General features: G+C 53.8%; 28 protein-coding genes. 25 read left to right on the forward strand and 3 right to left on the reverse strand.

Annotated elements, in window-relative coordinates; translation table 11 throughout:
- Positions 1–6 precede the first annotated feature (6 nt).
- From N037_RS03150 to N037_RS03260, 25 genes are all read left to right on the forward strand, one after another.
- Positions 7–303 carry a hypothetical protein gene (locus N037_RS03150; protein ID WP_032638902.1) on the forward strand — a complete coding sequence of 99 codons (297 nt, stop codon included), beginning with the start codon at positions 7–9 and terminating at the stop codon, positions 301–303.
- A gap of 551 nt (positions 304–854) precedes the next feature.
- The gene (locus N037_RS24775; protein WP_156369700.1) at positions 855–1,013 is read left to right on the forward strand and encodes a hypothetical protein; all 159 of its coding nucleotides are present in this window, start codon (positions 855–857) and stop codon (positions 1,011–1,013) included.
- A gap of 158 nt (positions 1,014–1,171) precedes the next feature.
- Entirely contained in the window at positions 1,172–1,552 is a 381-nt protein-coding gene (locus N037_RS03155) for a hypothetical protein (RefSeq protein ID WP_032638904.1), read from the forward strand.
- Positions 1,549–1,707 carry a hypothetical protein gene (locus tag N037_RS25035; RefSeq protein WP_032638906.1) on the forward strand — a complete coding sequence of 53 codons (159 nt, stop codon included), beginning with the start codon at positions 1,549–1,551 and terminating at the stop codon, positions 1,705–1,707. The genes N037_RS03155 and N037_RS25035 overlap by 4 nt, the downstream gene beginning before the upstream one ends.
- Positions 1,704–1,913: a cell division protein FtsZ gene (locus N037_RS03160; RefSeq protein WP_000607101.1), complete on the forward strand. Its 210-nt coding sequence runs from the start codon at positions 1,704–1,706 to the stop codon at positions 1,911–1,913. Before N037_RS25035 ends, N037_RS03160 begins: the two co-directional genes overlap by 4 nt.
- Positions 1,914–1,983: 70 nt before the next feature.
- Complete coding sequence (locus N037_RS03165; RefSeq protein WP_032638909.1) at positions 1,984–2,955, forward strand: hypothetical protein; 972 nt, start codon at positions 1,984–1,986, stop codon at positions 2,953–2,955.
- A gap of 8 nt (positions 2,956–2,963) precedes the next feature.
- Positions 2,964–3,161, forward strand: a complete 198-nt coding sequence (locus N037_RS03170; protein WP_032638911.1) for a hypothetical protein — start codon at positions 2,964–2,966, stop codon at positions 3,159–3,161.
- Complete coding sequence (locus N037_RS25040) at positions 3,158–3,316, forward strand: hypothetical protein (protein WP_197278566.1); 159 nt, start codon at positions 3,158–3,160, stop codon at positions 3,314–3,316. The genes N037_RS03170 and N037_RS25040 overlap by 4 nt, the downstream gene beginning before the upstream one ends.
- Positions 3,313–4,038 carry a Rad52/Rad22 family DNA repair protein gene (locus N037_RS03175; protein ID WP_032638913.1) on the forward strand — a complete coding sequence of 242 codons (726 nt, stop codon included), beginning with the start codon at positions 3,313–3,315 and terminating at the stop codon, positions 4,036–4,038. The genes N037_RS25040 and N037_RS03175 overlap by 4 nt, the downstream gene beginning before the upstream one ends.
- A complete protein-coding gene (locus N037_RS03180) occupies positions 4,039–4,536 on the forward strand; it encodes a single-stranded DNA-binding protein (RefSeq protein WP_032638915.1) in 498 nt (165 codons plus the stop codon). It abuts the gene before it with no gap.
- A gap of 25 nt (positions 4,537–4,561) precedes the next feature.
- Complete coding sequence (locus N037_RS03185; RefSeq protein ID WP_032638916.1) at positions 4,562–4,783, forward strand: hypothetical protein; 222 nt, start codon at positions 4,562–4,564, stop codon at positions 4,781–4,783.
- Positions 4,783–4,935 carry a DUF1317 family protein gene (locus N037_RS03190; RefSeq protein ID WP_006809793.1) on the forward strand — a complete coding sequence of 51 codons (153 nt, stop codon included), beginning with the start codon at positions 4,783–4,785 and terminating at the stop codon, positions 4,933–4,935. The genes N037_RS03185 and N037_RS03190 overlap by 1 nt, the downstream gene beginning before the upstream one ends.
- Positions 4,932–5,591, forward strand: a complete 660-nt coding sequence (locus tag N037_RS03195; protein WP_032638918.1) for an MT-A70 family methyltransferase — start codon at positions 4,932–4,934, stop codon at positions 5,589–5,591. Before N037_RS03190 ends, N037_RS03195 begins: the two co-directional genes overlap by 4 nt.
- Positions 5,588–6,637, forward strand: coding sequence for a DNA cytosine methyltransferase (locus N037_RS03200; RefSeq protein WP_032638920.1), 1,050 nt, complete (start codon positions 5,588–5,590; stop codon positions 6,635–6,637). Before N037_RS03195 ends, N037_RS03200 begins: the two co-directional genes overlap by 4 nt.
- Complete coding sequence (locus N037_RS03205; RefSeq protein WP_032638922.1) at positions 6,634–6,852, forward strand: hypothetical protein; 219 nt, start codon at positions 6,634–6,636, stop codon at positions 6,850–6,852. The genes N037_RS03200 and N037_RS03205 overlap by 4 nt, the downstream gene beginning before the upstream one ends.
- Before the next feature lie 318 nt (positions 6,853–7,170).
- Positions 7,171–7,392, forward strand: a complete 222-nt coding sequence (locus tag N037_RS03215; RefSeq protein ID WP_032638925.1) for a TraR/DksA family transcriptional regulator — start codon at positions 7,171–7,173, stop codon at positions 7,390–7,392.
- A gap of 11 nt (positions 7,393–7,403) precedes the next feature.
- Positions 7,404–8,075 carry a hypothetical protein gene (locus N037_RS03220; RefSeq protein WP_050511213.1) on the forward strand — a complete coding sequence of 224 codons (672 nt, stop codon included), beginning with the start codon at positions 7,404–7,406 and terminating at the stop codon, positions 8,073–8,075.
- Positions 8,038–8,277, forward strand: a complete 240-nt coding sequence (locus N037_RS03225; protein ID WP_032638930.1) for a DUF4222 domain-containing protein — start codon at positions 8,038–8,040, stop codon at positions 8,275–8,277. The genes N037_RS03220 and N037_RS03225 overlap by 38 nt, the downstream gene beginning before the upstream one ends.
- A 9-nt stretch (positions 8,278–8,286) precedes the next feature.
- Entirely contained in the window at positions 8,287–8,535 is a 249-nt protein-coding gene (locus tag N037_RS03230) for a hypothetical protein (protein WP_032638932.1), read from the forward strand.
- A 117-nt stretch (positions 8,536–8,652) separates the two neighbouring features.
- The gene (locus N037_RS03235) at positions 8,653–8,898 is read left to right on the forward strand and encodes an excisionase family protein (protein WP_032638934.1); all 246 of its coding nucleotides are present in this window, start codon (positions 8,653–8,655) and stop codon (positions 8,896–8,898) included.
- Between the two features lie 45 nt (positions 8,899–8,943).
- Complete coding sequence (locus tag N037_RS03240) at positions 8,944–10,236, forward strand: tyrosine-type recombinase/integrase (RefSeq protein WP_032638936.1); 1,293 nt, start codon at positions 8,944–8,946, stop codon at positions 10,234–10,236.
- Positions 10,237–10,420: 184 nt separating this feature from the next.
- Positions 10,421–11,623 (forward strand): nicotinate phosphoribosyltransferase, encoded by a 1,203-nt coding sequence (gene pncB, locus N037_RS03245; RefSeq protein ID WP_023335142.1) that lies wholly within the window; start codon positions 10,421–10,423, stop codon positions 11,621–11,623.
- A gap of 166 nt (positions 11,624–11,789) precedes the next feature.
- Entirely contained in the window at positions 11,790–13,190 is a 1,401-nt protein-coding gene (asnS, locus tag N037_RS03250; RefSeq protein ID WP_023335141.1) for an asparagine--tRNA ligase, read from the forward strand.
- Between the two features lie 606 nt (positions 13,191–13,796).
- The gene (locus N037_RS03255) at positions 13,797–14,915 is read left to right on the forward strand and encodes a porin (RefSeq protein WP_023335140.1); all 1,119 of its coding nucleotides are present in this window, start codon (positions 13,797–13,799) and stop codon (positions 14,913–14,915) included.
- A gap of 184 nt (positions 14,916–15,099) precedes the next feature.
- Positions 15,100–16,290: an amino acid aminotransferase gene (locus N037_RS03260; protein ID WP_023335139.1), complete on the forward strand. Its 1,191-nt coding sequence runs from the start codon at positions 15,100–15,102 to the stop codon at positions 16,288–16,290.
- Positions 16,291–16,339: 49 nt separating this feature from the next.
- Here the strand turns inward: N037_RS03260 and N037_RS03265 are convergent, their stop codons facing one another.
- The 3 genes from N037_RS03265 to ldtD all read right to left on the reverse strand — a co-directional run bounded on the left by N037_RS03265 (position 16,340) and on the right by ldtD (position 19,557).
- The gene (locus N037_RS03265) at positions 16,340–16,987 is read right to left on the reverse strand and encodes an MBL fold metallo-hydrolase (protein ID WP_032638938.1); all 648 of its coding nucleotides are present in this window, start codon (positions 16,985–16,987) and stop codon (positions 16,340–16,342) included.
- A 20-nt stretch (positions 16,988–17,007) separates the two neighbouring features.
- Positions 17,008–17,559 (reverse strand): YcbK family protein, encoded by a 552-nt coding sequence (locus N037_RS03270; protein WP_023335137.1) that lies wholly within the window; start codon positions 17,557–17,559, stop codon positions 17,008–17,010.
- 174 nt (positions 17,560–17,733) lie between these two features.
- On the reverse strand, positions 17,734–19,557 hold the full coding sequence (ldtD, locus tag N037_RS03275) for a L,D-transpeptidase (RefSeq protein WP_032638940.1): 1,824 nt from the start codon (positions 19,555–19,557) through the stop codon (positions 17,734–17,736).
- Between the last annotated feature and the right edge of the window lie 3 nt (positions 19,558–19,560).

Consider the following 19,560-nt stretch of genomic DNA (forward strand, 5'->3'; position numbering starts at 1 on the left):
GCAACTATGAAAAAATTCTTATGGGCAATATTATTTCTGACCCCTCTGGCGGCCAATGCGGAAGAGTCTGCTCTCGATCAGCTGAAGCAATCACCAGCTGCAATATGTAAAGACCACGCACAGCCAGATCAGTGCAAAGTAGCAGTACAGGCTACGATGCTGGCGGTTTACAACATCACTTCGCTTGATGCTGGATGCGAGAGTAGTTCTGACGAAGTTAAAGCAAAAATGAACAATGAGCTGAAAGCGCAGTGCGCGGCAGCCAAAGAGATCTCCGATTACCTGAAAAGCCAAAACCGGTAAATACTCCTCCCCTATGAAACCTCGCTCCGGCGGGGTTTTTTATTGCCCAAACCCCGCCACCAAATATTTCTTAAAAATAAATTCCTTTCAAATACAACCAAATAAAACCATAACAACCATTAAAACAACTATTGTTGTTGACGATAAAACAACTATGGTTTTTAATAAGTCCATCGAAACGAAACATCGACAGCTGAGCGAAGTTAGCCAGCGGCGGACAGCAAGTCGCCTGCTTTTTAACAACATGCAGATTTACAGCGTCAATGACCTGTTAAGACCCCTACACGTAAACGTGCAGTATCACCGGGTGCGATCCGGTCGGTGAGAGAGTATCCCCGCGCGAGAGCGAGAACGGCGTGAGAACGGGCAACACTGGCAGGGAGTTGGCGCTGACCAATACAGGGAATGTTTTGGGCTGGCAGACGGTTATCAGCTAGTTGGTGTGGTAATGGCTCACCAAGGCGACGACGGCCTTCCCTGCTACTTGAAAGTGGGGAGCCAGCACCAAAGCATTTCTCCCGCATCAGCGGGTAACGACAGAGGGTAAGGATATGTTCAATTCAATCGAAGAAGCCATGAAGTTTATGTCTTATTTCAGCTCCACTTTGGATCTAAGCGCAAAAGACAAAATGATCATTGCTAAAGACCTTTATCTGAACGCTGAGAATGAAAAAGAGGCCATTGGGATAGTGAAAAAATGGACTGACTGAAGCCCGCTCCGGCGGGTTTTTTCATACCTCACCGTTCTCGATGAGTGCGGTTAGTTATGACAACCGGCGGCCATCCACCGCCCATTGAAAAACTGAATAAATGCGTTGAAGTCTTGTATTAACCGTTCGGCGGCGCGGCCTTAAGCGCGGAGATGATTATGAAATACACCATGAAAGTTTACGCTAGCTCTCCTGAATATGGCGCCTACCTTAAAAGCCGATTTGGTGGCGACAAGAGGGGTAAGTCATTTGAATGGGCCGGTCACCGCTGGGCATACGAAGTCACCAGTTTTGACGATGCCGGCGATTACGACCTGCTTTACCGGTTTGATGATAAGCCATATCCAGAAGAAGTTTCAGTCACTACAGATGACATGACGATCCGTGACTACTTTGCGGCTAAAGCGCCAGGTCTTTGTTTCGCACAATACCTCAATCATGCTGAAGTTGAAGGGTTTCAGGATGGCTGGAGAGATGGAGTTGCTGCTGACGCATACCAGATGGCTGACGCAATGCTGCGTGCCAGGGAGGCATCATGACAGTCACCCACAACGGCAAGCAGTACACCGCCAAAAAGCTCAACGATAACGAGTGGCAGCTGACGTCGGTATCAAACCCGCGTGAAAAGATGACGCTTAACCGCTGGCACATGAAGCTGTCTGGCCTCCTGGAACAGGTTGAGGTGAAGGTATGATCAACCACTACGGCACCACCCCGCTCATTCGCCAGTGCGTAACGCCCGGCATGATGGCATTGCATGAAGGCCGAACCTATCGCGTCTCAGCAGTCATTCAGGAGCGCAAATGGGTGTATCTACACACCGATGCAGAAATCATCCGCCTCAGTGATTGCGTGATTGACGTCCTTCTGGACGGTCACGGCAACCCTATCCAGCACTAACCATCCTATTCAACCGATCGGCCTGGCATTACGCGGGCGGCATCTGCACATCCAAATTTCAGGAGAAACCATGAGCGAAGTAACGGACTTAACTGTCATCGAAATCAAGCCGGAACAGGCTCCGGTGCTTTACGTAGCGGGCGGCCTTGATGCTTATCTCGAGCAAATCCGCCAGGCGGTAAACGAAGTGCCGGACCTGTCCACGAAGAAAGGCCGTGACCGTGTCGCCTCTCTGGCGGCGCAGGTGTCCCGCAGCAAGACGGCAATCGAAAAGCCGGGCCGTGAGTACCTGAAACGTCTGAAGGAGGCTGTGCGACCTGCTGAGGCCGAAATTAAGCGGTTTGTTGATGCCTGTGACGAGCTGCGCGATGCGACCCGCCGCCCACTCACCGAATGGGAAGCAGAGCAGGAACGCATTAAGGCTGAAGAAGCCATGAACGCGCTGCACGACGAAGCGCTGGAAATGAACGAAGAGTTTGACCGCCAGCGTGCCGCGCAGATCGAAGCAGACCACGAAATGGCTCTGCTGATGAACAAGGATTTCGACCGTGACCGCGAAGAGCAGCGCCGCCTGGCGGAACAGGCTCAACGCGAGCACGAAGAGCGCATCAAGCAGGAAGCGGCAGAGCAAGCCCGCCGCGATGCCGAAGCGAAGCACAAAGCGGAGATTGAAGCCGCAGCGCGCCGTGAAGCTGAAGAGAAAGCACGTGCAGAGCTGGCTGAACGCCAGCGCGTCGAAGCGGAACAGCGTGCATCTCGCGAGAAGCAGGAAGCGGAAGCCCGGGCGGAACGCGAAAAAGCCGCGGCAGTGGAAGCTGAGCGCCTCAAGGCAAAACAGGCAGAAGAGAAACGCCTGGCCGAAGAGAAGCGCAAAGCTGACGAGCAGGCAAAGCGCGAAGCTGATGTGAAGCATCGCAAAACGGTCGGCACCAACATCGTTAACGCGCTCACCAGCCACACCAGTTTAACCCGCGAACAGGCAATCGAAGTGCTCACCGCACTGAAAGACGACCTGATCCCCTGCGCAAAAATTCATTACTGAGGTGAATCATGAATATCACATGCGAGTGCGTAGACATGCGCACATCCGTCGGCCCCCACAACACCATCAAAGTTGAGATGGAAGGCGTTGTGCTGGCCGGCACCGTAAAACCCCGTGACTTACTCCCCCAGCTCGACGGCGCAGAAGTAATCGAGTGGTTGGCTGAACAGGGGTACGTCATCACTCATCAGGAGCGTGCAGCATGACGGCGGCAGAACGGTGGGATGAAGAGTCATTCCTGCGCCTTATGCGCGACGTGCTTCCGGAAAAGCCCGAGGGTGATGACGAGCCAGTTAACCAGGCCGCCGAGCGGCAGAACCCGGTCATTAGCTGGGATGAATTTGCGGGGAATTACACATGAACCTTGATGATTTAGATGCGCCATTTGCCAGTGAGGATATTGAGTGGCGCATTCAGCAGGCGGGAAAAAACAATAACGGCATCTGGGCAAAGGTGCTGGCTTACGTAACTAACCGCGCAATCATGAAGCGGCTGGATGAAGTATGCGGCAAGGCTGGCTGGCGTAACGAGTACCGAGATATTCCGAACAATGGCGGCGTTGAGTGCGGTATTTCCATCAAGGTTGAAGGCGAGTGGATCACCAAGTGGGATGCGGCAGAAAACACACAGGTTGAAGCTGTGAAAGGTGGTCGCTCTGGCGCCATGAAGCGCGCCGCCGTGCAATGGGGGATCGGTCGTTACCTCTACAACCTGGAGGAAGGGTTCGCAGTGGTGTCTGCAACGCGCGCGCCCGGGTTCCAGTACGCCAAATCAAAAGAGGTTGGCGTTTTCTATTGGAAGGCGCCAGCTCTACCGGGATGGGCATTGCCATCAGGAACACCAACCGAGCAGGACCAACAACCGCATGATGGTCACCAGCAGCGAGACCAGGCACCTCAGTCCGTGGATGCGGACAAAATCCTCGCCGAATTCTCTGCATACGCTGGCTCTGAAAACGATAGCGATCGGCTTAAGCATCGCTATGAAGACACATGGAAATTACTGAACGGCTTTGCTGAGCACCAAAACAAATGCAAAGACGTTACTGGCATTCGACTCAAAGAACTTAAACAGGCGGCGTAAATGGCTAGCAAAGGCGTAAACAAAGTGATCCTCGTCGGTAACCTCGGGCAAGACCCAGAGGTCCGTTATCTTCCGTCCGGCGGCGCAGTGTGTAGCGTGACGCTGGCGACATCTGAGTCATGGCGAGATAAAGCTACTGGCGAGCAAAAAGAGCAAACGGAATGGCATCGCGTCGTCCTGTTCGGAAAGCCGGCTGAGGTGGCCGGTGAATACCTGCGCAAGGGCTCTCAGGTTTATATCGAGGGTCAACTGCGCACCCGAAAATGGACAGATCAGGCTGGCGTGGAGAAGTACACCACAGAGGTAGTGGTAAACGTCGGCGGCACAATGCAGATGCTTGGTGGCCGTCAGGGCGGTGGAGCGGCACCGGCGGGTGGCAGCCAAACGCAGGGCGGGAATCAGTTCAGCGGCGGCGCACAGTCTCGTGCACAGCAGCACTCGTCACCCGCCCAATCTAACGAACCGCCAATGGACTTCGACGACGATATACCCTTTTGAATCATCTCCCGGTCAGGAGAAACCAATGAACAAATTTACCCACGAGTATCGAAAATATCTTCTCCGGCCAATCCCTGACCGGAAGCTCTCACCCTCTGAGCGAGCAGATCGCAAAGAGCTTTACCAAATTATCCAGCAAGAAAGAGCCAACGACGATTCACCCCCTGCCCCATCCAATTACACGCCAGCTGACCCATACCTAAACGACAACCGCAAAGGCCTCGGCGGCGCTTCAAGGAGTGACTAATGACTCACGCTCACGACGACATCAGGGTTGGCACACTGTGCCTTCCCTTCATTGGTAACGGCTGGCTAATGCCATGGGGTGAAGTGGTCAGCAATCCATTAAAGGCGCAGCGGCTCGCTGAGGAATATCGGGAAAGGCAGGAGGCGGCATGACAGCGAAATACTCACTTCTGTATGTCGATCCGCCCTGGTCTTACGGCAACACCATCAGCAACGGCGCTGCCGCCGATCACTACTCCACCATGAAACTCATCGACATCAAGCGCCTGCCAGTGTGGGAACTAGCTGCCGAAAACGCGGTGCTGGCGATGTGGTACACCGGCACGCATAACCAGGAGGCTATCGAACTGGCCGAGGCCTGGGGCTTTACCGTTCGCACGATGAAAGGCTTTACCTGGGTGAAACTGAACCAGAACGCGGAACTGCGCATCAACAAGGCGCTGGCCGAGGGTGAAGTCACCGACTTTTACTACTTCCTCGATCTGCTTAACGCCGAGACGCGCATGAACGGCGGCAACCACACCCGGGCCAATACCGAAGACCTGCTGATTGCCACCCGCGGCGCCGGGCTGGAACGAAAGCACGCCGGGATTAAGCAGGTGGTCTACAGCCCGCTCGGCGCGCACAGCGAAAAGCCGTGGGAAGTGCGCCACCGTCTGGAACTGCTTTACGGTGATGTGCCACGCATTGAGTTATTCAGCCGCAGCGCGGCGCCGGGCTGGGATCATTGGGGAAATCAGTGCGCCACCGCCGCGGTTGAATTGCTACCCGGCTGCGCCATCGATGTTGTTAAGACGGAGGCCGCATGACGCCAGCAGCTTATTACAACGAAATCGACCCGTTCGCTGCTCAGTGGCTGCGTAACCTGATCGCCGACGGTCATATCGCCCCGGGCGAAGTTGATGAAAGGAGTATTGAAGATGTCACACCTGACGACCTGCGAGGATTCACGCAGTGCCACTTCTTCGCCGGTATCGGCGTCTGGTCCCATTCCCTCCGCCTCGCCGGATGGCCTGACGATAAACCAGTCTGGACCGGCTCCTGCCCGTGCCAGCCTTTCAGCGCGGCAGGCAAAGGAGATGGGTTTGCTGACGAGCGGCACCTTTGGCCCCACTTCTTCCACCTCATCAGCGAGCGCAGGCCTGAGCATGTCTTTGGCGAACAAGTTGCAAGCGGTGACGCAAACACATGGTTCGACCTTGTACAAGCTGACCTGGAAGGAATGGGATACGCCTTCGGGCTTGTGCCGTTTGCGGCAGCGGGCGTCGGTGCTCCGCACATCAGAGAGCGGGCCTACTGGGTGGCCAACGCCAACAGCCAGATCGACGACCGGCGCAGGTACATCGGGGCGGATGGGGGGAATGAACATTCAGACTGCAGTAACCCTGACAGGTTGGCCGACACCCACAACGATCGACAACAATCAGGTTGCAGGCCAAGCTGCGGCTGCAAATGCGCCAAAGCGGGGATCCACCCTTGGCGGAGCATCAAGGCTTGCAGGCTGGGTGACACCAACCTCACGCGACTGGAAGGACTCGGCGGGAATGACTGCGCAGCGGGACGGGAAGGAGCGACTGGACCAGCTGCCGCGCCAGGCGTACACATGCGGGCCCTTGAGGTTAACGGTTTTTGGCGAGATGCGGACTGGCTCTTTTGTCGAGATGACAAATGGCGTCCAGTTGAACCCGGCACATTCCCGCTGGTTGATGGGGCTGCCGCACGCATGGGACGAGTCGAGTCCGGGGTGGCAAGAGTGGCAAGCAGCAACCGCACAGGCCGACTCAAAGGCTACGGCAACGCCATAAACGCGCAAGCTGCGGCAGAATTCATCCGCGCTTATATGGAGGGGTTATGAAACCAGAAAAAGACAACGCCATCCGCGCCGCCTGCCGCCGCTGCACCGAGGAAATCCAGCAGGCCATGCGCAAGAAGCCAAAGCCTAACTGGAACGAAACGGTGCCTCCCATCATCAACAAGCATCACAAGAAAATTGAAGCTCTGGGAGTTAGCCTCCTGGAGTTCGTCGTATACACAGGGCGGCTTAATCGCCGCTTCGGAGTTGAATCGTGACCAAATACGCGAAACTGGATAGCGAGGTGTTAAGCGCTATCGGCGCTCAGCCAACCTCGTTTTCGAAGATACTTAACCCTTCCGTCAGGCAGGAGTGCTTGGTCATTGCTGAAGCAGAGGGAAAGCACCCGATGGACGTCTTCAGCATTCTTGACCGCCGACTCCAGTCTCTCAGGAAGCTTGGCGTTATTCAGCATGTCAAAGGCAGGGGGTGGATACAGCCATGACATCACAAATCACCAGGTCGCTAAAGCGGCCTTTTTTATTGCTGGCGTTCACCTTCAACCGAATTAACCGACAGTTCCGGGAGCATTGACCATGGCCGACATCATCGACACCGCAGCAGAGATTGAAGAGCTTCAGCGTAACGCTGCCCTTTCCGCTCACCGCATCGACCGTAATGCCGTGTCATCTGAGCATTGCGCTGAATGCGGCGAGGATATCCCAGCGCCGCGGCGCGCTGCCGTTCCCGGCTGCCAGACGTGCGCGGAGTGCCAGGGCGTTATCGAATTGAGGAATAAGCAGAGGGGGATCCAGTGAAAGAGCGTGGAATGATTTTTAATGGCGAGATGGTGCGCGCCATCCTCGACGGCAGGAAGACGCAGACGCGGCGCATCATGAAAGTTCAGCCGTCTGATGGTTTCCACCCAACGCATAACGGTTACGATCTGGATTTAAACGCCCACTGGTACACGCCTGGCGTGGTCGATAAAAACGGATACCTGCAGCCTGCAAAGAAAGAGGTATTTGGCGTTGCTGATGAGAATGAAGGCTACACCTGCCCGTTCGGTGCCGTCGGCGATCGAATCTGGGTGCGCGAAACGTGGGCTGAAGCTGGTGCTGGCGCGCCGGACCTGAAACTTTATCGCGCGGATTACCCTGAGCACGTTCCAACTCATTACGAGAATGTGCCGCCGGCTGATGAAATACGCTGGACGCCTTCGATTCACATGCCGCGCTGGGCCAGTCGTCTAATGCTGGAAATTACCGGTGTGCGTGTTGAACGACTAAGAGATCTGAGTGAGGACGATGCAAAGTCAGAAGGCATTACGCCGTCTTCCGGCGGGGTTCTTCCCGGATGGGAATATCGCATTAACTTCCGTGACCTTTGGATGAGCATCTACGGTGCCGACAACTGGGAAACTAACCCATGGGTTTGGGTTATCGAATTTAAGGTGGTACCCAATGTTCCAGCTAATTCAACGGGGTCAGATTTACGCTGACCAGCACGGTTGGCCCGTCATTATCCACAGCTGCACATCACAGATAGTCCGCTACTGGCGACAGGGCCGGATAAACACCGCTTCAATCGACCGATTCAACAATGATTTTGAGCACCTAGATCACCGTGAGGCGGCGCAGATACGCGCCGAACTGGAGACGAGCGAGCATATCAAATCGCTGCGTGCCCGGCGCGCGGCCTAAGGAGAGATTATGGGAAAGGTAACGTTTGTATTTGAGTATGAAGATGGCAAAGAGCCGCCAGTTAACGCTGGTATGGAGTTTATGGGAGGTAAGATTGTTGCAGTCTCGTTTAGTGATGCGCTTGAGTGCCTCGAAGAGGATTTTCATGAATGCTCACGGGGTAATTTAACAGTTGAACAAATTATTTCTGACCTCAACGAGTCTGGTCCGATAAGCAGAACCTTGATTGGCAATATGAATATCAAAACCATTGGCTAAACCCACCAATGACGCAACTGATAGCCAGTTATGAGCTGGCTATTGGGTGCGAAAGCACTGCAACGTCATCCCTTTTGCCCGGCCCCGCGCCGGGTTCTTTTTTGCCTGGAGAAACCCATGAGCGAAATGACCTTAATCGTGCCCAACGACTGGGTAACCGAAGAAAAGCTCGTCGAGATTACCGGCCTTCGCCCTGGCACTATCCAGCGGGCCCGAAAAAAATGCTGGATGGTCGGTCGGGAATATCTGCATGTTTCCCCGGACGGCGTGCCGAAGAAAAACAGCGAATGCATGTACAACCGAAAGGCTGTCGACCAGTGGGTTGAGAGCCTCAAAAAGAAACAGCCGGGTGCGCGCCAATGAAGATCCGTTTATGCTTAGCGGGCTCTTGGACGTCAGGAGGGAATAATGGCTAAGTCAGCATACCCAACAGGCGTGGAGAATCATGGCGGAACGCTCCGCATATGGTTCATCTATAAAGGCAGCCGGGTGCGTGAAAGCCTCGGCGTGCCTGATACACCAAAAAACAGAAAAGTCGCTGGCGAGCTGCGCGCGTCGGTGTGCTTCGCGATAAAAACAGGCAATTTCAATTATGCGGCCCAGTTCCCGGATTCGGCAAACCTGAAGAAATTTGGGGTTGAGAGTAAGGATATCACTGTTTTCGAATTGGTGAAAAAGTGGTCAGAACTAAAGCGAATGGAGATCAGCTCAAACACGATGAGCAGGTATGAGTCCATCGTGAAAAACATGCTCCCGCGCATCGGCGAAAACAATCTCGTTTCGTCTGTCACTACTGAAGATTTACTGTATGTGAGAAAGGAGTTATTGACCGGTTTTCATGTGATGAAGAAGGATCACCGCCAGCAGGTAAAAGGAAGAAAGTCATCCACGGTGAATAATTACATGATGCTCATGGCCGAAATCTTTCAGTTCGGTGCCGACAACGGCTACACAAAGGAGAATCCGTTTAGTGGAATTAACCGTCTCAAGAGGGCAAAGGGAGATCCAGACCCTCTTTCTACAGATGAGTTCATCCGATTTATACGGGCGTGTGGGCACCAGCAGATGCAAAACCTCTGGTCTCTGGCGGTCTATACCGGCATGAGGCACGGGGAATTGTGCGGGCTGGCATGGGAGGACATTGATCTGCAGGCGGGCACTATCACGGTGAAACGCAATCTGACCCAAACGGATGAATTCACCCTGCCTAAGACTGATGCTGGTACCGACAGGGTTATTTATCTTATTCAGCCAGCTATCGACGCATTAAAGAGCCAGGCTCATCTGACTCGACTTGGCAGGCAGTACGAAATAGAGGTGAAGTTGCGGGAGTATGGCCAGGCAGTTATGCATCCATGCACATTCGTTTTCAGCCCACAATGCATCAAACGGGGTCCGCGGAGAGGTTATCACTACGCGGTAAATTCTATTAACAAAATCTGGGCGCCAATTATAAAACGCGCAGGCATACGTTACCGGAACGCATACCAGTCAAGACACACTTACGCTTGCTGGTCATTGTCCGCCGGTGCCAACCCAAACTTCATAGCTACGCAGATGGGTCACACTGATGCCCAGATGGTATATAAGGTTTACGGCAAGTGGATGTCGGAGAAAAGTGCTGAGCAGGTGTCCATTCTGAACCAGGCTCTTTCGCAATTTGCCCCACCCATGCCCCAGACCATTACACAGGTTAGCTAAAAACAATAAATATCAGATGATTAGCATCGTTACTGCTACATTTGTATAACACGGGGCACAAAATGCCCTCGACCATAAAACGCGCTTATGTTGTGATCGGGGTTCAATAAATCACTAAACAAGGTATACTCCGGAGTTGTTTATTGTACTAAACGCTCCTGTGAGAGGATGCTACTGCGCACCTATGACTCAATTCGCTTCTCCAGTTCTGCATACGTTGCTGGATACCGACGCGTATAAACTGCATATGCAGCAAGCCGTTTTCCACCATTACTATGACGTTCACGTCGCGGCGGAATTCCGCTGTCGTGGCGACGACTTGCTTGGTATCTACGCAGACGCCATTCGTGAACAGGTCAATGCTATGCAGCATCTGACGCTGCAGGACGAGGAATATCAGTGGCTTTCTGGCCTGCCTTTCTTCAAAGCCGACTACCTGAACTGGCTGCGTGATTTCCGCTATAAGCCGGAGCAGGTCACCGTGCTTAACGATAACGGCAAGCTGGATATTCGCCTTGAAGGTCCGTGGCGGGAAGTGATCATGTGGGAAGTGCCGCTTCTGGCGGTAATCAGTGAGCTGGCTCACCGCTACCGTTCGCCGGAAACCGGCGTCGAGCAGGCGGTCGCCGCGCTGGAAAATAAACTCACTGCCTTCTCAACCCTGACAGAAGGGCTGGACATGTCCCGCTTCCGCCTGATGGACTTTGGCACGCGTCGCCGTTTCTCGCGTGACGTTCAGGAGGCCATCGTTAAACGTCTGCAGCGGGAACCGTGGTTTGTGGGCACCAGCAACTACGATCTGGCACGCCGCCTCAGCCTGACGCCAATGGGTACCCAGGCGCACGAATGGTTCCAGGCGCATCAGCAGATCAGCCCCGATCTGGCTAACAGCCAGCGCGCGGCACTGGCCGCATGGCTTGAGGAGTACCCGAATCAGCTCGGGATCGCCCTCACCGACTGTATTACGATGGATGCCTTCCTGCGCGACTTTGGTCCCGAGTTCGCAGAACGTTACCAGGGGTTACGCCACGACTCCGGGGATCCGGTTGAATGGGGCGAGAAGGCCATTGCCCATTACGAGAAACTCGGCATCGATCCGATGAGCAAGGTGCTGGTCTTCTCGGATAATCTCGACCTGGCGAAAGCGGTCGAACTCTATCGCCATTTCAACACCCGGGTGAACCTGAGTTTCGGAATTGGTACCCGTCTGACCTGCGATATTCCTCAGGTAAAACCTCTGAATATCGTCATCAAACTGGTGGAATGTAACGGTAAGCCGGTGGCAAAACTCTCCGACAGCCCGGGTAAAACCATCTGCCATGACAAAGCGTTTGTCCGCGCATTGCGCAAAGCGTTCGATCTTCCCCAGATCAAAAAAGCCAGTTAAGCGCTTACGGGAGCCTTCATGGCTCCCTTCTCCTTATTTATTTCTCAATTCTTCTCTTTTGACTGCGAAATTTACTTGTCTGATAGCGGATGGCAGGTAACATAGATATCCCCCCATTAGGGTGGACAAGTGTTTATTTTTTCCGACTATTAACAGAGAGAATATTATGAGCGTTGTGCCTGTAGCCGACGTACTCCAGGGCCGTGTCGCCGTTGACCAGGAAGTCACCGTGCGCGGATGGGTGCGTACCCGCCGAGATTCTAAAGCTGGCATCTCCTTCCTTGCCGTCTATGACGGTTCCTGCTTTGATCCTGTACAGGCCGTCATTAATAATTCTCTGCCCAATTACAATGATGACGTTCTGCACCTGACAACGGGCTGTTCCGTGATTGTTACCGGCGTGGTTGTGGCATCACCGGGTCAGGGCCAGAGCTTCGAAATTCAGGCTTCTGCGATTGAAGTCACCGGCTGGGTTGAAGATCCGGACACCTATCCGATGGCGGCAAAACGTCACAGCATCGAATATCTGCGTGAAGTCGCCCACCTGCGTCCGCGTACCAACCTGATTGGTGCGGTGGCGCGCGTGCGTCATACGCTGGCGCAGGCGCTGCATCGTTTCTTCGACGAGCAGGGTTACTTCTGGGTCTCTACCCCGCTGATCACCGCGTCCGATACGGAAGGTGCGGGCGAGATGTTCCGCGTCTCGACGCTGGACATGGAAAACCTGCCGCGCACGCCAGAAGGTAAAGTGGACTATGACAAAGACTTCTTTGGTAAAGAAGCCTTCCTGACGGTGTCTGGTCAGCTCAACGGCGAAACGTACGCCTGTGCGCTGTCTAAGATCTACACCTTTGGCCCAACCTTCCGCGCCGAAAACTCCAACACCAGCCGTCATCTGGCGGAATTCTGGATGCTGGAGCCTGAAGTGGCGTTCGCTGACCTGGACGATGTTGCGGGTCTGGCGGAAGCGATGCTGAAGTATGTGTTCAAAGCGGTACTGGAAGAGCGTCCGGACGACATGAAATTCTTCGCCGAGCGCGTAGACAGCGACGCAGTAGCTCGTCTTGAACGCTTCGTCTCTGCCGATTTTGCGCAGGTGGACTACACCGACGCGGTGGCGATCCTCGAGAAATGCGGTGAGAAGTTCGAGAACCCGGTTTACTGGGGCGTTGACCTGGCGTCTGAGCACGAACGCTATCTGGCCGAGAAGCATTTCAAAGCGCCGGTTGTCGTTAAAAACTACCCGAAAGACATTAAGGCCTTCTATATGCGCCTTAACGAAGACGGTAAAACCGTGGCGGCGATGGACGTACTGGCGCCGGGCATTGGTGAAATCATCGGTGGCTCTCAGCGTGAAGAGCGTCTTGACGTGCTGGACGCACGTATGGAAGAGATGGGGCTCAACCCGGCTGACTACAGCTGGTACCGCGATCTGCGTCGTTACGGTACCGTACCGCACGCCGGTTTTGGTCTGGGCTTTGAGCGTCTGATCGCCTACGTTACCGGTGTTCAGAACGTACGCGACGTGATCCCGTTCCCACGTACTCCACGTAACGCCAGCTTCTAATCGGTACAAGACTAAAATGGCCAGCTTATGCTGGCCATTATTTTATTCTGTATTGTCAGTTTTCGTCAGCGTAAAGTCAGCGTCTTTAAACCTTCACCCCGTCACAACCACTACCTGTTACGTTTTGTTTCCGCGAAACATCCAGCCACAAAAAATAAACCCTATTCTTATTGCGATTATTACACCCTCAAGCGATAGCACAAATTTCAACCACTTTTACAGCCATCCAGAAGTCTTTTTGCGGTCATAAGAAAAAAAGAGTCGTTTAACGTCTGTTTATATGAATCACCTTTATCTCAATTAATCATAAGCAATTCATATATATAGAATAGGTCCTGCCGTTTAATTCGCCAGAGAGGTCTGAAGTTTGAGGTGGTTCACAAAGTTCCAAAAAATACACATTTAGTTACATATATTTTCTTTCAGTTACTTAATCTTGAGAATTGTAGCACTTTCAGGCTAGCGAAACGCTTCGCCGAATGGAAAGATGCCTGTCAGATACATAAAGACACCAAACTCTCATCAATAGTTCCGGAAATATTTATTGACAGAATTTATTGACGGCAGTGGCGAGTGTCATAAAAAAACCAATGAGGGTAATAAATAATGATGAAGCGCAATATTCTGGCAGTGGTAATCCCTGCCCTGCTGGTAGCCGGTGCAGCTAACGCTGCAGAAATCTATAACAAGAACGGCAACAAACTGGACTTCTACGGTAAAGTTAACGCCGAGCACGATTTCGTGACTTCCGGTGATAACACCAACAATAACGACGCTACCTACGCGCAGATCGGTTTCAAAGGCGAAACGCAGATCAACGACCAGCTGACCGGTTACGGCCAGTGGGAATACCGTTTCGTGGCCAGCCAGGCTGAAGGTGGTGCTCAGACTAACAAAAACCGTCTGGCATTTGCGGGTCTGAAAGCGGGCGACGCTGGCAGCATCGACTACGGTCGTAACTACGGTATCGTTTACGACGTAGAATCTTACACCGATATGGCACCGTCCTTCTCTGGTATGACCTGGGGCGGTAACTATGTTGATAACTTTATGACCAGCCGCAGCACCGGTCTGCTGACCTACCGTAACAGCAACTTCTTCGGTCTGGTTGACGGTCTGAGCCTGGGCGTTCAGTACCAGGGCAAAAACGACCGTACTGACGTTAAAACTGCTAACGGTGATGGCGTAGGCTACTCCCTGGGCTACGATTTCGGCGAAGGCTTCGGTGCAATCGCATCTTACAGCAACGCTAACCGTACTCTGAATCAGAAAGCTGACGGTGAAGGCGACAAAGCTGAAGCATGGGGTCTGGGTCTGAAATACGACGCCAACAACATCTACCTGGCAACCACCTATGCTGAAACCCGTAACACCACCCGTACCGGTTCTGATGGCGATGCTGGCTTTGCTAACAAAACGCAGAACTTTGAAGTTGTTGCTCAGTACCAGTTCGATTTCGGCCTGCGTCCAGCAATCTCCTACGTGCAGACCAAAGGTAAAGACCTGGCTGGCGTGACCAACTCTAAAGGCACCTTCAAAGGTGGCGATGCAGATCTGGCTAAATTCATCCAGGTTGGCGCAACTTACTACTTCAACAAAAACTTCAACGTGTGGGCTGATTACTACATCAACCTGCTGGACAAAGACACAGACTACGCGCAAACCGTTGGCGGCCTGAACGGCAACGACGATATGGCTGCTGTAGGTGTGACTTACCAGTTCTAATCAGAACACCACTTTGTTATATGCTTAATGAACAGGGCTTCGGCCCTGTTTTTTTATGCGTGACAGAAAATAATGGCGACTTTTGAAAAGCCGCACGCTTTTCGTCGCAAACGGTTGGCATTTTGTAAATCTACCGTTAACCTGATAGCGGATTTCACTTCTGTAATCACAATGGAACTTCGTCATGTTTGAGAACATTACCGCCGCTCCTGCCGACCCTATTCTGGGCCTGGCCGATCTGTTTCGTGCCGACGACCGCCCAGGCAAAATCAACCTGGGTATTGGTGTATATAAAGATGAAACCGGCAAAACTCCGGTACTGACCAGCGTTAAGAAAGCTGAGCAGTATCTGCTGGAAAACGAAACCACCAAAAACTACCTCGGTATTGATGGTATCCCTGAATTTGGTCGCTGCACCCAGGAGCTGCTGTTCGGTAAAGGCAGTACAATTGTGAGTAACAAACGTGCCCGTACAGCACAGACCCCAGGCGGTACCGGTGCGCTGCGCGTGGCGGCGGATTTCCTGGCGAAAAACACCTCTGTCAAGCGCGTATGGGTAAGCAACCCAAGCTGGCCGAACCACAAGAGCGTGTTTAACTCTGCGGGTCTGGAAGTACGTGAATATGCTTACTACGATGCGGCAAACCACTCTCTCGACTTTGACGGCCTGCTGGCGAGCCTGAGCGAAGCGCAGGCGGGTGACGTGGTGCTGTTCCACGGCTGCTGCCACAACCCAACCGGTATCGATCCGACGCTTGAGCAGTGGGAACACCTGGCGAAGCTGTCCGTAGAAAAAGGCTGGCTGCCGCTGTTTGACTTCGCCTATCAGGGCTTCGCCCGTGGTCTGGAAGAAGATGCCGAAGGCCTGCGCGCGTTCGCAGCCGTGCATCAGGAGCTGATTGTCGCAAGCTCTTACTCCAAGAACTTCGGTCTGTACAATGAGCGCGTAGGTGCCTGTACGCTGGTCGCGGCAAACGAAGAGACCGTCGATCGTGCGTTCAGCCAGATGAAATCGGTTATCCGCGCGAACTACTCTAACCCACCGGCACACGGTGCGTCTGTTGTTGCCACTATCCTGAGCAACGATGCGCTGCGCGCTATCTGGGAACAAGAGCTGAACGATATGCGTCAGCGTATTCAGCGCATGCGCCTGCTGTTTGTGAACACCCTCGCTGAGAAAGGCGCGGACCGCGACTTCAGCTTTATCATCAAACAGAACGGCATGTTCTCGTTCAGCGGCCTGACCAAAGAGCAGGTTCTGCGTCTGCGTGAAGAGTTTGGCGTGTACGCCGTCGCGTCTGGCCGCGTGAACGTTGCAGGCATGACGCCTGACAACATGGCGCCACTGTGCGAAGCGATTGTCGCCGTACTGTAATTTGCACCCATAAAAAAGCCTGCGTTATGCAGGCTTTTTTTTATTCTGGTTACCAGACAGGCATTTCATCCTGAAGGAACGGGTTATGGAGCCGTTCAAAGCCCAGCGTCGACATCGGACCGTGCCCAGGGATAAACGTAACGTCATCACCCAGCGGCAATAACTTTTGTTTAATCGACTGAATCAGCTGCCCGTGGTCGCCGCGCGGAAAATCGCTGCGTCCTACACCACCTTTGAAGATCACATCGCCGGAAATCAGCAGACGGGACTGGTCATCAAAGAAGACGATATGGCCTGGCGTATGTCCAGGACAATGCAACACCTGTAAAGTCACATTCCCTACGTTAACGCGCTCTCCTTCGTTCAGGTAAGCGTCGGGCGTCAGGGGCTGACACTCATCAAGGCCAAACATGCGGCTTTGGGCGGGTAACCCCTGCAGCCAGAACTCATCTTCTTTTTCCGGGCCTATCACAGGCACACCATAGTGTTCAGCCAGTTCAGCCGCTGCACCCACATGGTCGAGGTGACCATGCGTCAGTAAAATCTGCATGAGCGTCACGCCGCTGTCGGCGACTTCCTGCTTGATTTTCTCAGCGTCACCGCCGGGATCGACAAGCGCGGCCAGTTTAGTCTGTTCGCACCAGATCAATGAACAATTCTGGGAGAACGCGGTAACCGGAATAATACGATAGTTCATACTGCTCCTGTGTTTCGTTATTACCAGTGCCGAACCGGACCGGTATCAATGTGCACAAAGTTGCTGCTGGGGTAATATCCTACACCACCTGCGCGCATAGATAACGCGGCTTTGCGAATATTGGCTAACGAAACGCCTTCAATATGGAAATCCATTGCCTGTCCCTTCGTGTGATAGCTTTTTTTCGCTACCCCGCGACTGTGGGCGCGCAGTTCATTATTGGTATCAATCGAGCGATAGCCAGAGATGAGCTGCACCGGCTTGCTGGTGCCCAGCAGGCCCTGAAGGCGGAAAATCTGGTCAAACAGTCCTGGGTCGATGGCTTTTATTTTATTCGCGCGGAAATCACGGAAAAAATGGTTAAGTCTTGCTAATTCATCCTGAATATAGCCTCTGCCATCGAAAAACTCCGCTTTTAGCGACTCACCGGTATGAAGATTGTTGAGCGTTAAAACTCGCGGACGAGGTGTCGAGAGGGTGGCAAATGCTGGCGTCGGCAAGATGGCCGCTGCGCCAAGCGCAACGCCACCTAACGCCAGCAGTTTGCGGCGATTAGCGTCAAATTTGTCCATGATAATCAGGTCTACAGGTAAAAGAAATCGTAATATGCTTAGCGCACGAAGGGCACCATAACTGGCAAAACCAGGTACGTCAAGGCGCCCAACCCCAGTGAATACGCGGCTTGCAGCGATATAGCTACCTATTCACCATAACTTACGACAATCATTTTTCCCGAACTGCTTCATTTACCTGATTAATTGTTCCGCTTTTGGCAAAATTTGTGCGCCAGATCGCGCGGTGAGATCATAATTGTAAATATCTGTACGATACTGGGTACGCCCGTCTTCGCCCACAAACGCCGTCAGATAGTAAAGATTGACCGGAATATTGTGGCGAATATTTACGTAACGCGTATCTCCCTGTTTCAGGGCATCCGAGATGCGCGTATCGTTCCAGCCCGCATCCTGCAGCAGCATATTGGCCAGCTCCGAGGCTTTGTTCACGCGCACGCAGCCAGAACTCAGCGCGCGAGTATCTTTCTGGAACAGGTTGTGGTTCGGCGTATCGTGCAGATAGATAGCTTCTGAGCTCGGCATATTGAACTTGTAGCGCCCTAGAGAATTATGCGCCCCAGGAGCCTGCTGGAAACGGAACGGAAGATTCGACGCAGTGATCGTTGACCAGTCGACCATGTAAGGATCGATGGCCTCTTTACTGTTCCATCCGCGCATCACCGTATAGCCATGACGTTCCAGATAACCCGGATCGTTCCAGACCTTCGGCAGAATGTCTTTCCGCGCCAGCGTCGGCGGCACGTTCCACGGCGGGTTAACCACCACGTTATTCAGCGCACTGCTCATCATCGGTGTTTTACGATCCGGACGCCCGACAATCACGCGCGACGCCAGTTTTTCGCTACCATCCTGATAATAAACCAGGGAATACGCCGGGATGTTAACCATAATTCCGGTAGAGAGCGTTCCCGGCAGCAAGCGCAAACGCTGGATATTGAGCGCCAGCACCCCAGCCCGCTGCGCAGGCGATACGTTCAGCCAGTCGCGCGTCGTCTGGCCAATGACGCCATCGGCCCCCAGTCCCTGAGCGGCCTGAAATTGCTTAACGGCCGCAACCAGCTCGCGATCGTAAGCCGCGGGTTTGTTACTCAGGACAACGGCTTTCTTCTCTTTCACGGGAGCTGACGGGCTAACGGCGACGCTTTGTGAATCATCCCCCGGAAGAGCAATCTTTGGCCCGCCTTCCAGAATACCGGAACGCGTCAGGATCTCGCGCAGGGCAGGAACATCGCTGCTCCACTGCCCTGGACGCAGCGTCGCGGTACCGCGCATTTGCGGCCATGGACGCGTGTCCCCCACCAGCGCGAGGAGCGACTGGTGCAGAGTGGAATATTGTGGATGCGCCGGTGCGAGGCTGGCGATAAAGCGCGGCAGTTCGCCGTTATCCAGCGCTAACTGCCATTGGTTAATCACCGACAGCGCCGGCGTCGCCAGCTTGTACGGCTTATCGCTGTACAGCCAACGGTTGCCATTGACCGGAATACCCGCCACGAACTGCAGGTAGCCCATCATGGCATCGGAAAGCACCACATCACGCGCCTGCCCGGTGACGGCAGGATCGGTTAAAAGCTCAACCCACTTTGTAAACTGCGGCTGAAACCCTGCAATCGCGACCTCCGCCAGCTGCTGCTGGAAGGCGCGCACGGCATCGCGATTTTCCCACATTGGTTTCATATCGCGGGCAGCATAGAGGAGCGTGAGCTGATTGAGATAGGCAGGCGTGTAGCCTGACGGCAGCCCCGACTGCAGCTGCTGACTGAGCGATTCGGTGTCGATGCCTTCCGGCAGCGGTTTAATCCCGGCCATGATAGCCGTCGCCGGAGACTGGTCCAGCGGCTGGGACAACGACGTTGGCTGCGCGCCTGTCGTTGCCGAGCTGTCAGTCGGCACAATTTCAGGCTCGTCGGCCTGGGCGGTTAACAGCGGAGCAAACATCACTGCCAGGCATAAACTCAGCGCAGACAGCTGACGACCACATTCTTTCTTAAGCAACATCCC

Source organism: Enterobacter sp. EGD-HP1, assembly GCF_000733275.2.
Lineage (GTDB): Bacteria > Pseudomonadota > Gammaproteobacteria > Enterobacterales > Enterobacteriaceae > Enterobacter.

Bases quoted from the DNA above. Each gene is read 5' to 3' on its own strand.
- N037_RS03155 (WP_032638904.1), top strand. From the start codon at position 1,172: ATGAAATACACCATGAAAGTTTACGCTAGCTCTCCTGAATATGGCGCC.
- N037_RS03150 (WP_032638902.1), top strand. From the start codon at position 7: ATGAAAAAATTCTTATGGGCAATATTATTTCTGACCCCTCTGGCGGCC.
- N037_RS03205 (WP_032638922.1), top strand. From the start codon at position 6,634: ATGAAACCAGAAAAAGACAACGCCATCCGCGCCGCCTGCCGCCGCTGC.
- N037_RS03195 (WP_032638918.1), top strand. From the start codon at position 4,932: ATGACAGCGAAATACTCACTTCTGTATGTCGATCCGCCCTGGTCTTAC.
- N037_RS03185 (WP_032638916.1), top strand. From the start codon at position 4,562: ATGAACAAATTTACCCACGAGTATCGAAAATATCTTCTCCGGCCAATC.
- N037_RS25035 (WP_032638906.1), top strand. From the start codon at position 1,549: ATGACAGTCACCCACAACGGCAAGCAGTACACCGCCAAAAAGCTCAAC.
- N037_RS03165 (WP_032638909.1), top strand. From the start codon at position 1,984: ATGAGCGAAGTAACGGACTTAACTGTCATCGAAATCAAGCCGGAACAG.
- N037_RS03270 (WP_023335137.1), bottom strand. From the start codon at position 17,559: ATGGACAAATTTGACGCTAATCGCCGCAAACTGCTGGCGTTAGGTGGC.
- ldtD (WP_032638940.1), bottom strand. From the start codon at position 19,557: ATGTTGCTTAAGAAAGAATGTGGTCGTCAGCTGTCTGCGCTGAGTTTA.
- N037_RS03215 (WP_032638925.1), top strand. From the start codon at position 7,171: ATGGCCGACATCATCGACACCGCAGCAGAGATTGAAGAGCTTCAGCGT.
- N037_RS03190 (WP_006809793.1), top strand. From the start codon at position 4,783: ATGACTCACGCTCACGACGACATCAGGGTTGGCACACTGTGCCTTCCC.
- N037_RS03255 (WP_023335140.1), top strand. From the start codon at position 13,797: ATGATGAAGCGCAATATTCTGGCAGTGGTAATCCCTGCCCTGCTGGTA.
- N037_RS25040 (WP_197278566.1), top strand. From the start codon at position 3,158: ATGACGGCGGCAGAACGGTGGGATGAAGAGTCATTCCTGCGCCTTATG.
- pncB (WP_023335142.1), top strand. From the start codon at position 10,421: ATGACTCAATTCGCTTCTCCAGTTCTGCATACGTTGCTGGATACCGAC.
- N037_RS03235 (WP_032638934.1), top strand. From the start codon at position 8,653: ATGAGCGAAATGACCTTAATCGTGCCCAACGACTGGGTAACCGAAGAA.
- N037_RS03265 (WP_032638938.1), bottom strand. From the start codon at position 16,987: ATGAACTATCGTATTATTCCGGTTACCGCGTTCTCCCAGAATTGTTCA.
- N037_RS03220 (WP_050511213.1), top strand. From the start codon at position 7,404: ATGATTTTTAATGGCGAGATGGTGCGCGCCATCCTCGACGGCAGGAAG.
- asnS (WP_023335141.1), top strand. From the start codon at position 11,790: ATGAGCGTTGTGCCTGTAGCCGACGTACTCCAGGGCCGTGTCGCCGTT.
- N037_RS03230 (WP_032638932.1), top strand. From the start codon at position 8,287: ATGGGAAAGGTAACGTTTGTATTTGAGTATGAAGATGGCAAAGAGCCG.
- N037_RS03225 (WP_032638930.1), top strand. From the start codon at position 8,038: ATGTTCCAGCTAATTCAACGGGGTCAGATTTACGCTGACCAGCACGGT.
- N037_RS03200 (WP_032638920.1), top strand. From the start codon at position 5,588: ATGACGCCAGCAGCTTATTACAACGAAATCGACCCGTTCGCTGCTCAG.
- N037_RS03175 (WP_032638913.1), top strand. From the start codon at position 3,313: ATGAACCTTGATGATTTAGATGCGCCATTTGCCAGTGAGGATATTGAG.
- N037_RS03260 (WP_023335139.1), top strand. From the start codon at position 15,100: ATGTTTGAGAACATTACCGCCGCTCCTGCCGACCCTATTCTGGGCCTG.
- N037_RS24775 (WP_156369700.1), top strand. From the start codon at position 855: ATGTTCAATTCAATCGAAGAAGCCATGAAGTTTATGTCTTATTTCAGC.
- N037_RS03180 (WP_032638915.1), top strand. From the start codon at position 4,039: ATGGCTAGCAAAGGCGTAAACAAAGTGATCCTCGTCGGTAACCTCGGG.
- N037_RS03240 (WP_032638936.1), top strand. From the start codon at position 8,944: ATGGCTAAGTCAGCATACCCAACAGGCGTGGAGAATCATGGCGGAACG.
- N037_RS03170 (WP_032638911.1), top strand. From the start codon at position 2,964: ATGAATATCACATGCGAGTGCGTAGACATGCGCACATCCGTCGGCCCC.
- N037_RS03160 (WP_000607101.1), top strand. From the start codon at position 1,704: ATGATCAACCACTACGGCACCACCCCGCTCATTCGCCAGTGCGTAACG.